Genomic DNA, 13,220 nt, shown 5'->3' with positions numbered 1-13,220 from the left:
ATAGAATGGAGAAACGTGAAGTGATTTCTTAAGCAAAAAAGCCATCAACAGGTGAAAATTCTATTCCCTGCTGATGGCTTCTTGGTATTGAAATGCTATTTCTGAATAAGCAATCTTTTCTTCATCATTTCTTCCCCGTTATGAATAGTGATGATATACAGTCCGGTCTCCAATTGATTTACGGGAATCCTTTGAATAGTATTTCCATTGAGTTTAGCTGAGTAAACATTTTGTCCGTTCATGCTGATGATATTCAATGTAGCATTCATAAATTGCTCCGGCAGTTCTAATGTAATCAAATCCTTTGCAGGCTGTGGATAAATTTTGAACCCAATGTCATCCAATTTGCGGAGTGAAATGGGTGTTTCCGCTTCATCCATAACCATTGGTTTAGCTACAGAAGCATTGATGGTGAGCTCGGGTTTATTTGTGGTGGACTCTCTTGATCTGAAAACAAAACGGCTGTTATTTGTCACAATTGCTTCTCGTACCAACAAAGAAATTACCGTTATGCCGGAGGCTTTTAGTGCATTCAGTTGTTGCGTAATATCCCATTCATAATACTGGTTGGAAGTACCGGTGATGGTTACTGTAGCTATTGGGCTTCCCGATACAACAGGTTTATTAGTATAGGTAATTGCAGTTTCCAGCCACGAATTATCTGTTACAAAGTAGATCTCAACAGGAATGGAAGCGACATTTGTATTGTTCACTCGTCCGTATAATCTGACCGTTGCTGATGAAACATTAGTCGCAAAACCGGAAATATCAAATCGCAAATAGGATTCGAAGGAGCCGTTGTTCATTCCTTTTCTGGAGTAAAGTTGTGGTAATGTTCCATAATTGGAATTCGAATAGCTACCCCCACGCACATAACTGTCGGCAATCGGGTTCACCATGGTTGAAGGCTGTTGTATAAAGAAAGCTGCAGATGGAACAGGTTTTTTGGAAATGCCGGGCCCCTCATAATTTAAAGTAAGAATCTCCTGTCCACTGCGTTCAAAAAAGTCAACAGTAATGGCATGCTTACCTGCTAACAAACCGATCTGTCCGGAAGCTTCTGTGTTCGCATGCAAGCCATCATTGCTCACTACCAATGTTGATCCAATATACATTTTACTGCCATCATCCGATGAAGTATAAAAGGTATAGATTCCATCAGCAGGAATTTCAATATAACCATTAAAACTAAATCCGAAATTATCATTCTGTGTGCGCGGAGTTAAATCAAGATTCGAAACAATACCCGTTGAAACAGGAGTCAATGCAGCAAATGCGGGTAATGTACTCCATGTCCCGTGATAATACGCATAGTTCAATCCATTGACTGTTCCTGCAGGATTCTCAGGAGAACGCAAAGTAGTAGTAAATGTAGCCTTATAAGAAGTATTATTCACAGGTGTGGTTATAGATTGCGATTGAGCTCCTCCCTGCGACCAGTTGCTGAAAACATAATTTACCGAATTCAATACCTGAGGTGATGATGTTCCGATGGTTCTCAAGACGCCCTCTACGCCTGTCACTGTAAAAGGTGTAACGAACGGTTGTCCATCCAATGTAATTTCCAAACCTTGGGGAGTAGTATTAAATGTCATGGTAGAGGTGTTGGGGAGGATGTCGGTGTAGGTGGTATCTTTTGCACCTTGCAGGTCGGTCACCACTAAATACAATCTATAGTAAACGTTCGCTGCTGTTTCGCCGATATCAGGAATAGCAAAAGATCCGCTTGTAACTCCATCAGTGGCCGTAGGTCCGGGATGTGTATGAATATCGTGATGAAAGATCACATACCATTCAAAGGCACTTGCTCCCAGCACTCCATTTTCCGGATCATTCCCGCTCCCGCTGAAACTGATAGATGTTCCTGCAGTGTAGGTAGTGCCTGAGGTGGGTGTTTGAATCGTAGCTGTCGGAAATTGATTGACCGCCGACACTGTTAACGATGCTCCGTTACTGGTAGTTGTTCCTGCACTATTTGTGATCACTACTGTATACGTTCCGCCATCAGCGGTAGAAGCAGTAGCAATGGTATAGGTAGACCCTGTCGCGCCATTAATGCTTGTTCCATTCTTCCTCCATTGAAAGGTAAATGGACTTGATCCGGAAACAGCCACCGAAAATGAAGCGGAATTGCCCTGAGCAACAGTAGTGGATTGAGGTTGAGTCGTGATGACCGGAGAAGTGCCGGAAGCATATACAATCTTATTCAGACTGCTACTTGACCGTGATAGAAAATACAGATTTCCGTCCGTACCTGTTATCAATCCTACAGGATTTCCTCCGATATTGCTTGCAAAATTTGAACGTGTGGCAGTATTCCCTGAAATAGATAGCCTGTCGATCCAATTGCTGCAATAATCAATATAAAAATAATTTCCGGTATACGTAGCAGGATAATTGGTAGCAGAAGGATTAAAGAACGCACCTCCTGTAATCGCACAACCCTGACCTCCTCCGGATCCATGTGCATAACTATACACCGGATTTGCATACGCACTATTTGAACTCGTACCTTCTGCTGCAGGCCATCCGAAATTCAATCCTCCTGATGTAGCATTGTTAATTTCCTCCCAGGTGTTTTGTCCGACATCATTCACAAATAATTTACCTGTTCCGGGTTGAAAAGTCAAGGTGTAAGGATTTCGTAATCCATAAGACCATACACTTCTACGCTGAACAGAACCTGTACTGTAAGGGTTTCCTGCAGCAGGGGTACCATCTGTATTCAATCGCAGTATTTTTCCGTGATAGGTATCGAGATTCTGTGCATTGGCAGAATTTGCATTCTCACCAATTCCCACATACAACTTTCCATCCGGACCAAACTGCATCGTTCCTCCGTTGTGATTGGTTGCACTGGTTAACGGATCAAGATTTAAGAGTACTACTTCACTCCCGGCAACGGCTACATCTCCATTTGCCGTAAAACGACTAATGCGATTATTGGCTCCCGAAGAAACAGTATAGTAAAGATAGATGTATTGATTGGTGGCAAATGCAGGATCGAATGCAATGCCCAGTAAACCTCTCTCGCCCGAAGAATTTACACTTAATGTAACGAAGGATTGGCTTAGCATACTTCCGTTCTTAAATATGCGTAAGGTACCGTTTTGTCTGGCAATAAAAATACGTCCATCAGGTGCAGCGGTCATCACGGTTGGATTTGAAAGTCCTGTAGCGACTTGTACTTCTGTAAATCCCGAAGGATAGGTTTGTGCATTAGCCCGGAAGTCTGATAGTGACAGGAAAAATATGCAGCTAAATAATAACAAGGAAGGGAAATTCATATTTCGATTTCCAAGATGGGCTCGATCGGGTGATTTGGTCCGCGATGAGCTTGTGGTAAATGTGTGTTTCATGCTAATGTGTTTTGATTGTTGTGGTTTGGATTGGTAAATTATTTCGCTGAAAATCCCAATAGCCTTCTATAGCTATTAGAAGCCTCTAAAATTGACACGACATGATATCGTTACCCATTGGGTATATTTCATGCGCTTCAAGCGAAGCTAAAGGTGGATGGATTCAAAATGAAAATCATTATACAATTAAAAGTATGTGTTACATTATTCACACCATTTAGAACAAAATCCGCTTTGAGTTGATTAAAATGAAAAATACAATGTAGATCGAAACAAAAACCAAAATGGTAAAATGCAATTTTAACAAAAGACGAATATCGTACATACAGACTCGAACAATATAAATAATAAGAATGAAATGAAAATAGAGATTCATCTCCTTCATCTTTTATCAAATAAAAAGTGGAGCCGATCTACACCGACTCCACTTTAAATTCCTCTTGAAAAGAGAAACGTATGCTATTAATTATCGTCTTTCTTTGACTTAGTGGTCACATTCATATCTCTCACACAAAGATACTTTCCATCGCGCTTTTCGAAATAAGACATGTAATACCCTTTGCTAGTGGCATCACCTGCCGCATTGAGCTCTGTCCATGAACCAATTTCCACAGCCATGTTACCCGCGGCAAACAGGTCAACCACTTTATAAACATTCACGCTATTGGTGGTGTCTTTTTCCATGCGTGCTTTTGTACTATCTCTGATAGCTGCTTTACCCATCGTCGGTTCATTGTTGCGACCATAACTGTTGGCATCATCGCTGTAGTAGGCTACAACTCCATCGGCATCCTTCGCCTTCTCTGCGGCTGCGTACGCATCTTCCATGGCCTGGATTTCAACTTTGAGTTTATCCATGTCCAATGCAGCCTCTTTTGGTGCTTCTGCAGGCTGTGAACAAGAAGTAAAGAGAAGGGCAAGTGCTCCGAAGAGGGTGGTGAGATTAAATTTCATTTTCATCATAGGTTTAGTATTGTTTGAATAGGTTGAATGCGAAAGATAGACAAAATTGAAACACCTATTCAAACTTTAGCTAAAGAAGTTTAAACACTTCAATTCCATTGAGAAGTACGGGATTAATTTAAATCGGAAACACCTTATGATTGCAAAACATACAAAGTTTATCCAAGATCACTCCTGACTGCCCATCGCAATTTCGCCGATTTCGCTCTGGGATTGCTATGACATTCGGCTGCAGAGGGTCGTATAGGTTCCGCGGTAATTTCACTGTAGATCCCTTCACGGAGGAAATGCTGAAAGGACTTCTTTACGCGGCGGTCTTCTCCTGAATGAAAGGTAAGCAGGGCGACTCTGCCACCGGGAGCGAGGGCAAAAGGAATCTTTTCCAGGAATTTCTCCAACACGCCAAATTCATCATTCACTGCAATGCGTAATGCCTGAAAACAGCGCTGACAAGATTTCTTCACTACCTCTTTTCGATCTGCTTCGGGAAGAAACGAAAGTGCTTTCTCTATCACTTCTTTTAACTTAAAAGTGGTGGAGATGATTCCTCCTTTCGAGCGGAATGTCACGATAGCGTGAGCGATTGGCGTTGCATGGGGTTCATCAGCATTTTCCTGAAAGATGGCTTCCAATTCATCTACAGAAATAGTTTTTAAAAGTGTTGCTGCTGATTTTCCACTCTTCGGATTCAATCTCAGATCCAGTGGTCCATCTACTTTGAATGAAAAACCTCTGTCCGGATTATCAATCTGCATAGAGGAGACACCCAAATCCGCCAATATAAAATTTAGTAGACCTGATTCCGCTGTCAACTGATCAATCCCTGAAAAATTCATTTTCTTAATTACAATCACATCGGGGCCAAAGCCCAATGCCGCCAAACGGTCACGTGTCTTTGGTAATTCTATCGGATCAACATCCATCGCATACAGACGTCCGCCGGGCAGGAGACATTTCAACATCTCTAAACTATGCCCGCCATAACCCAGTGTGGCATCGAGGCCAATTTGGCCGGGAGTAATTTGCAGTACTTCCAAAATCTCGTCTACACAAATTGAACGGTGAGTTCCTGCAGGTGTACGACCTTGCTGTAAGACTTTCGCTACATCTTCCGCATACTGCTCCGGCTGTAACTCCTTGTACTTCTCCTTAAAGGATTTGGGGTGCGTGCCCTTGTAACGCTCGCGGCGAACACGTTTTGGGTCCTGATCATCCATGCTGTAAAGTTACAGTATTATCCATCCGGCTCCAACTTAAGCCCTGCAACTAAGGAAAAATACAAAATGCTGCCAAACTATATGAAGCCACAACAGATACAATTGAAACAACATTGCAATATAGGCTTCCTCTTTTGTGAAAGCGATTACATTTAAAATAGTATACTACATTCGTATGATTATTCTCTAACGCACAAGCACATCCTAAAATTACCCGTCTCCCCAACGAGCTATTATTTCACAGGAGGAGGAGCGTCGGCAAATTTTTTAAACTTACCGATCAGCTTACCAATAACCAACAATAGTGGGAAAACAAATTTCTTCACCGGCTTGGGAATAGTAAGCATATCCATTTCTGCTTTATACCGTTAATAAGAATGCTCCATCAAATGGATTGGGCTTATCATCATTAGCCTCATTGCATGAACGGTAGAGTTGACGTATAAAATATTCATAATTATGAGAAGGTTTTACATGTCCGGCATAATGAAGCAAGTCATCACCCTCATTCCAAAACTGATGTGCCTCACCCGGTAAAAAAATGTATTCCTCACCCGGTAGAAGTGAAAACTCTTTCGTCAACGTCTTAATACGCATCTTTCCCTTGATGACTTTCACCATCTCTTCCTGCTTAAAATGAACATGCATGGGTGGACCAATACCCGGCTCCTCCATGCCTTCAAAAGTAGTAATTGTGCCCTTAGATTCAATCGATGATCCTGTGATGATTAGCGTCTCTCCGTTTTTATTGATTTTAAGTATTTCTTTATTCATATCAATTTGATTAAAATAAATTTCCTTAATAATTAACTTGTAAATATCAACCGGCTGTTTGAAATTCCACCTCCCAATGGAAGGACAATTTATTTTCCGCATTCCCAACCTTCCCCCTATAAATGCCATGGGCAGATAGGCAAAACCGAGATCTACAACAGTAAACCAGAGCGGAGACGGGAGCATCATTACATTCGCAATACCTCCCGCGAGAAAAACAAAACCTATCGCCAGTGCAAACTTCGCTTTATGCGTTGCCGCGATGAGGGCTGCGAGAAAGGCCCCGGCTAGCGTTCCAAGAGCATGCGCCAGAAAAGGCATAATGAAATGCTTCGCTTCAAATAAATGCATGGAAGCTTTTAATCCTTCTTCAGTAGTGACATCCGCTCCAGCGGGCGGAGGAATGACAGAGCCGCTGATCATAATGATAGACATATTCACAATACTACCACCGATAAGTCCGGCCAGGACAGCCAGAACATTTTTAAGAATAGGATTCATCCTGTATATTTTTTAGAGATACTTGTTCCAATGAATTTTATCTTTTAAGTTTATAAAAACGATATAAGGAAAATTTAATCGATTAATATTTTCCCGGTGAGCAAACCACTACTTTTAGTAACCGCATAAAAATAAACACCCGTAGGTAAATCCAACTGTAACTTTGTTGAAGCGGCAGTGAGTTGTACTTCCAGACATTTCTGACCGATCGGATTTATAATTGTTAGGAGAGTACTCTCTTTGAAGTCAGCAATGTCAATCGTAACATTTCCGTTGGAAGGATTTGGGTAAAATTGATCATTTTATTTTCTTCCTCCGGATTGTTTATCGCTGTCAGACCTGAATACTCTATCAGATCCCCATAGGGCAAACCACCTGTAGGAAAACTTCCATCGTAAATTTTTGTATAGACACCGGAGGAAAGGGTATAAGAAAATATCGCTCCTAAATTATTTACTCCGCCATTCAAGGTCATGCCATAGAGTTTACCGTCGCTGGCCATCATCACATTACCGAAGGGAGTACATCCTGTTGCTACTGCGAAATCATGTAACTTTATAAAAGTACCGGACGATGGGTTAAAACTAAATATTACTCCTTTGTTATTTGTTCCGCCCTGCGAAGTATTTCCATAAAAAACTCCCGCATTCTCCATCACTGTTCCCATGGGTGCTGAACCGTTGACTCCATCAAAATTATGGAGCACACTATGCCCATTAGTAGCAGTATTAAAACTGAACAGGACTCCATTACCCGTAGTGCCGCCTCCAAAAGCCATTCCGTATAGCAAACCATTCGCACCCTGCATAAGATTTCCAAAAGGGCTAAACCCGGTGGTAAAATTGAAATCGTGAACGATGGCATAAGTACTTGTAGAAATATCATAGCTAAAAATCACTCCGGCTCCTCCTTGTCCGCCGGTAGTGGTCATTCCGTATAATTTACCATTGGCGGCTTGCATGACCGTTCCATTTGGAAGTTGGCCTGTGGGACCGTCAAACTCATGCAACTTGGTGTATTGACTTGTGGAGAGATCAAAGCTATAGAGAACACCTTTGTTAAATGTCCCGCCGTTATTGGTTAATCCATACAGCTTATTGTTGGTCGCCTTGATCACCGTTCCACGCGGGTAATACCCGGATAAGGAATCCATGCTGTATAACATCGTATACACATTGGTTGCAGGATTATAACTGAAAATATCTCCCAGTGCATTCAGCCCACCGGAAACCGAATTGCCATAGATTAAGGTACTGCTTACCGGCAATAAATTACTTTGCATACTCCCGCCTGCAGCACCTCCCATGCAAACGTACTCATTGGCAAAGCCGGTGCCATCTCCATTAATTTTAATAATACCACCGATGCCAAAGCTTCCACCCACAGACAATGTGCCCCAGAGTTCAGGGATTTGGGCAGGAGCGATGGAGGAGAATAGTAAAAGGAAGTAAATAGTTAAAAATCGTTTGTACTTCATATGATTTAGTTTTGATGAAGTAAAACTAAAATAAAATTAGATCATGTGCAAATCGCACATTCTCTTATTAGCTACGGCAGACGTAAATTAATCCATCTTAAAATGCCTGAGTATTCTTAATGCTCTCAAAGTATTCCATCTGCTTGGTTTACCTGCCTCTTCCATTTTGAAATGAACCTGACCCGCATGAGCCGCCTGCATATTCCAGGTACCCCGTTTATTTCGCTTACTTAAGAGCACATTGATGGCGGGTTCCATTCGGCTGTCCCATTTAACTCCTGCAAATTGAAAATAATCCAATGCCCGCAGAATATCGTACTTCCACCTGCAGGGATAGGTGAACTTCAAAAAGTCATTACTAATAATTTTCCCCGTGCGGTCAGACAAAAACAGCCTGTGCTGCAGGATAAATTCAATTGCACTATTTATTGCTTGTTGGATGTGAACTGACTGATATCTGTTCCCTGCTTTTTGAAATGTCGTAAATCCCTCCAGTACGGACAGTGAACTATGCAGGGAGCTGTGCACGCCCACTCCTCGTTGATCTGCAGTTGAAACCTCCATCCGGCATTCTTTCATTTAAAATACTATCCACAACGGTATGTAATTTCTTTTCATGTGTTTTGAAATAGGAAGCATAATTTAAAAACATCCCGTTTACACACACATCACTGTAGAAAGAAGTGGATGGGCCCAATCTTATTCCGCCGTCACCGGCCCTACTGGTTTTTAAAACCAATTCAATCGTCTCATGTACTATTTTATTATCGGCACGCAGATTCAAATTGCGAAGGTCAAGCAATGTATAATGTGTAGATATCCATTTGGGCTGATAAAAACTATAGCCCCAATGACTATTTGCATTTCGTCGGGATAAAACTCCTTTCCCCATCCTTCCACCGCAATTTTGGTCTGTAGTTTCTTATTATCAAAGCCCAGCAAATCCCTCCAGACCTGATATTGAATAGAGACGTCACCTTCGAGCAACCAGTCAAGGATGGGGTCAGTGTTCATATCATCATTAAAGGTGCATTTGGCACCATTTATTTCCGTAAATTACTTTTTTGTAAAGGCTATTTTTTCCATCTTTCAAGATTGGGAATAGGCCGCGTTCCCAACCAGCAAAGAAAACCGTTGATTCCACTTTTTCCATTTCCTGTATACAAAACTTCTGCATTTTTTCAGGAGTGTCTATTTCAGGTGGAGTCAGAAATTTTCCGTTTTCAAAGCACATGGAACAATACTTCTTACTAACTGATCCGTCTTTTTCAGTGCCACCTCCTTTTTTATCCTTCTTTAAGGGAAAACCACAGCTTTGACATAATTTGTATTCTTTCATGGTTTTGGATCTTTAGTAATTGCTTTTTACAATAACAATCTATGAACAAAGATGTATCTTGAAGGTTGAGTGGTATGATATTTTCAATTCAAATTTAAGAAATTTACACAAGAGGCCATCAGGCCCTTCATCATTAATCACACCCTCACCAATCCCCTAAACCCTCTCGCCGCATAATAAGATTGTGCACCATTGTGATACACGAAGACATGGCCATAACGGTAATCCGCGAAGAGTGCTCCGCCGAGTTTTCTGATAGCTGCAGGTGTTTGAATCCAGCTCGACGTTTTCCTATCAAAAGGTCCAAGTTGTTGCAAGGTCCGGTATTGTTCTTCTGATAATAGTTCGATGCCCATTTCAGCAGCCATATCCATCGCCGTGTTTTGTGGGGGATGCTCCCTCCTCGACTCCAACCCTTCCCGGTCGAAGCAGTACTTCTGCGGCCTGCCGGACTTTCAGAGGAGCAATCAAAAAGAGATACTCCCCGGTCTTCTTATCGAAGCCGACTACATCCGGCTCGCCCCTGTTCTTTCCATCTCCTGCAATGACCAAAGTTTGGAGCCCGATGCTTCCAGCGCGGTTTGTACTTTTAGCCCATTCTATTCCTTTATGTCGATGAGGTTTTTCTCAAAACGAACTTTCAATTTTTCAAAAAAGCTCGTTTCTTGTTGAAGGGGATATTTGCTTTTTTGTTTCCCATAGACGTAATTGAAATTATTATTTTGGTTAATGAATGGACCTATCCTTTGCTTCTAACCACTAACGGTAGTTACTTTTCCTGTAGTGCAGGAGGAGCTGATTTCAGTATCCATAACGGACCAACGAATTTAATCAATTAAAAACATTTATTTATACCCATTTCATCTCTTCATTGAAAATATCTTTAATATTGTATGTGAAATTAGTGTATATTGCAATAACAATCTCTGCTCCAATGGAACATCCTTATCCAACAAAAACCCCCCTCTATGAACCGATTGTTTACCCTGCTTCTCTCTCTTCTCTTGGCATCGACTACCAGCGCGCAGCTGATTACAATTTCCTGAAACGAAACCAACTGCCTGCAATCGGTGATACCGTTCATTATGGAATGCAATTCTTTGGCTTTGATCCCAACGGCACCGGTCCGGTGACGAATAAACTATGGGATCAATCGGAGGGTTATTCTCACCGGAACATCCTATGATTTTGGCTATGTCGATCCGCAACAATTCCGGCTAACCCCGGAAAGGATTCATTCCCTGCTGCGTCTATCGCGTGGAGAAAGTGGTGCTCCCGGCTATTTTTATTATCAAAATACGCCTACTGAAGTCAATCGTTTGGGCTGTTTAGCAGTGCTACTAATTTCGGGATTTATGAGAATGGCACTGTTGCTAAAGAGTTTCAGTTTCCATCACCTCCGGACAAACTTTTAATTCTACCGCTACCGGTCGCTATTCTCCCTTAATGTGGGTGAAGATTCCGTAAAAATTGAATCGGGCAACGTTACTATCAATGCGGATATGCAGGGTACCCAATAATCCTTCCCACCGGTAATTTACAAATGTATTGCGTGTGCGTGTAGTAGAGAATTTTCATATTAAGGTCTATCTGATCGGCATACCCATTATCGATTATCTGATAGAAGATGATTATGTCTATTGCTTAGATTCCATTCAACAACCGCTTCTTATTTCAGGTTACACAGTAGATGGAACCGGAACCTCAAGTTCCCGCTACCAACCCATTTCTACTCCAACAGAATGGCAGAGAATAGTGCAGAAACCATCGATTTCTTCAATCCCTCTTTGGGAATATTCTGTTTCCTCCACCGACATGAGTGCGGCATCTTTAGCTTTATTGAGTGACGGATGTAAAAGGCAAAAATTGTTTTTTCACAAGCTCTTCTCCTGGTACATTAACAGTCGATAATATCACCTCACAACCGAAAGGAATGTATTTTTGTGAAAATTAGCAATGGGGTGAACAGCATTGTAAAAGATAGTTGTTCAATAGTTTCTCCGTGAAAGGGGAAGATGGTTTTCTTTGAAAGTAAGAATACTCTTTCATTAAAAATGAATTAAACCTACTGTCCCCTTCGCCATAATTTTCTACCTTTTAATGATCAGAATAGTCCTGGATAGGAATGTTTCGGGCCTTTCCGATCATGACTTCCGCACATCTCTTAAAGTACTCCCCATCTCTCCCCATTAATAATACAAAGTTGTACCCCAATGGACAGCCAGCGAAAAGTGAGAACTATTTTATCATTGATGACGAAGAGGAAATTAAGAACCTTACTGTAAAAATTGTTAGTCTGGAAGGATATACAGTTGTGCAAGGCTTTGACCGCAAAACGCTCTGGAAGAAACTGGAACAGGGTAACATTGATGTGGTCCTTTTGCGATGAATACCGGTAATCAATGGCAATGACATCTCTCAAAAAGATGAAGGAAACCTATCCAATGCTGGAAATTATTTTACGATGCTTATGTTAATATCCTGATGGGTCAAGCCATAAGAACGGACTTTTGATTATATTACAAAAGGAGATGATAACAATAATCATCCTTTCCCTACATCGCGCCATTGGAAAAGTAAATTGTAAGGCGGGTGCAGCAATTCCCGGAAAAAGCAGTTGGGTGGAACACTCCTTTGATAAAATAACAGTTAAATCTAAACTTACAGAAAGCCATTGATCTGGCTGAGGTAGCACCAACAGCTACCACTGTTTTATTGACGGGGAGAAACCGGTACCGGAAAGGAGTCTTCGCATAGGCTATTCCATCAGGAAAGTACGAGAAGTAAAAATAATTTTTGTGGCGATCAATTGTTCTGCATTCAGCAAAGAATTACTCGAGAGGGAAATGTTCGGAGATAAAGCCGGAGTGCATTTACAGGGGCAACCAGGGACCAGAAAGGCCTCTTTGAAGAAGCCATCCACGGAACAATCTTCCTGATGAAATCGGAGAAATGGCTGCGGACTACAAAAGGAAATTATTACGTGTTATTGAAACAGGTGAATTATTCGGGTAGGAGATAGTAATCTACCCGTGTGAATGTTCGTATCATTGCGCACCAACAGAGATTTACAAAAAGAAAATGGAGTCAGCGAGACATTTCCAGATCAACCTTCCCAGAGAAAAAGATCTGTTCTACCGCATCTCCACAAATTCATTTACCACCACTGCGTGATAGGATAGTTGGACATTGAACCCCTGGCCATTCACTTTATGCATACTTTGCCCTTAAAACAAAAAAAGGTGTCGTGTATTGCGCCGGAAATTTATTGAAGCCTTAAAACATCATCCCTGAAAGGGAATATCCGTGAACTGAAAAGTGTATTGTGAGCGCAGAGGAATGTTACAACCGTTGTTGCAGAGTTAAAACCGAGAGTCTGGGCCCCTTTGAACTTAAAATAAGTAGTCCCTCTTCCGGGAATGGTAAGTACTTTCAGCTTTCGACTTAGCCAGTGCCGAAAAAAATTCACATTCAAAAGTATTGAATTATACCAACGGCAATAAAACCAAGGCGGCTGAACTTTGAACATTGCCCCACAACCCTCTACCGGAAGCTTAGAGTACACTAGAATAGTCCTCACTTTCAAAACG

At 41.6% G+C, this 13,220-nt stretch carries 10 protein-coding genes and 3 pseudogenes; 4 read left to right on the top strand and 9 right to left on the bottom strand.

Annotated elements, in window-relative coordinates; all coding sequences use genetic code 11:
- Positions 1-95: 95 nt before the first annotated feature.
- The 9 genes and pseudogenes from IPJ86_14485 to IPJ86_14445 form a co-directional block, all read right to left on the bottom strand.
- Positions 96-3,359: a PQQ-dependent sugar dehydrogenase gene (locus IPJ86_14485; protein MBK7888430.1), complete on the bottom strand. Its 3,264-nt coding sequence runs from the start codon at positions 3,357-3,359 to the stop codon at positions 96-98.
- A 462-nt stretch (positions 3,360-3,821) separates the two neighbouring features.
- Positions 3,822-4,322, bottom strand: coding sequence for a nuclear transport factor 2 family protein (locus IPJ86_14480; protein MBK7888429.1), 501 nt, complete (start codon positions 4,320-4,322; stop codon positions 3,822-3,824).
- 158 nt (positions 4,323-4,480) lie between these two features.
- The gene (gene rsmH, locus IPJ86_14475; protein MBK7888428.1) at positions 4,481-5,539 is read right to left on the bottom strand and encodes a 16S rRNA (cytosine(1402)-N(4))-methyltransferase RsmH; all 1,059 of its coding nucleotides are present in this window, start codon (positions 5,537-5,539) and stop codon (positions 4,481-4,483) included.
- Between the two features lie 360 nt (positions 5,540-5,899).
- On the bottom strand, positions 5,900-6,814 hold the full coding sequence (locus IPJ86_14470) for a cupin domain-containing protein (protein MBK7888427.1): 915 nt from the start codon (positions 6,812-6,814) through the stop codon (positions 5,900-5,902).
- A 74-nt stretch (positions 6,815-6,888) separates the two neighbouring features.
- Complete coding sequence (locus IPJ86_14465) at positions 6,889-7,074, bottom strand: T9SS type A sorting domain-containing protein (protein MBK7888426.1); 186 nt, start codon at positions 7,072-7,074, stop codon at positions 6,889-6,891.
- Positions 7,038-8,291, bottom strand: coding sequence for a hypothetical protein (locus IPJ86_14460; GenBank protein ID MBK7888425.1), 1,254 nt, complete (start codon positions 8,289-8,291; stop codon positions 7,038-7,040). The genes IPJ86_14465 and IPJ86_14460 overlap by 37 nt, the downstream gene beginning before the upstream one ends.
- Positions 8,292-8,378: 87 nt before the next feature.
- Positions 8,379-9,305: pseudogene (locus tag IPJ86_14455) on the bottom strand (hypothetical protein).
- Positions 9,306-9,312: 7 nt separating this feature from the next.
- Positions 9,313-9,630, bottom strand: coding sequence for a zinc ribbon domain-containing protein (locus IPJ86_14450; protein MBK7888424.1), 318 nt, complete (start codon positions 9,628-9,630; stop codon positions 9,313-9,315).
- 137 nt (positions 9,631-9,767) lie between these two features.
- Positions 9,768-10,274, bottom strand: a pseudogene (locus tag IPJ86_14445) (DUF4256 domain-containing protein).
- Between the two features lie 290 nt (positions 10,275-10,564).
- Between IPJ86_14445 and IPJ86_14440 the strand changes: the two are divergent.
- From IPJ86_14440 to IPJ86_14425, 4 genes and pseudogenes are all read left to right on the top strand, one after another.
- Positions 10,565-10,816, top strand: a complete 252-nt coding sequence (locus tag IPJ86_14440) for a hypothetical protein (protein ID MBK7888423.1) — start codon at positions 10,565-10,567, stop codon at positions 10,814-10,816.
- 368 nt (positions 10,817-11,184) lie between these two features.
- Positions 11,185-11,541, top strand: coding sequence for a hypothetical protein (locus IPJ86_14435; protein ID MBK7888422.1), 357 nt, complete (start codon positions 11,185-11,187; stop codon positions 11,539-11,541).
- Positions 11,542-11,755: 214 nt separating this feature from the next.
- Positions 11,756-12,019, top strand: coding sequence for a hypothetical protein (locus IPJ86_14430; GenBank protein ID MBK7888421.1), 264 nt, complete (start codon positions 11,756-11,758; stop codon positions 12,017-12,019).
- Between the two features lie 284 nt (positions 12,020-12,303).
- Positions 12,304-12,823 (top strand): annotated as a pseudogene (locus IPJ86_14425) (sigma 54-interacting transcriptional regulator).
- Positions 12,824-13,220: the final 397 nt, after the last annotated feature.

The organism is Bacteroidota bacterium, from assembly GCA_016713925.1.
Taxonomy (GTDB): Bacteria; Bacteroidota; Bacteroidia; order AKYH767-A; family OLB10; genus JAJTFW01.
Note: the sequence above shows the minus strand (reverse complement) of the source record. Positions and strands in the feature narration are given on the sequence as shown.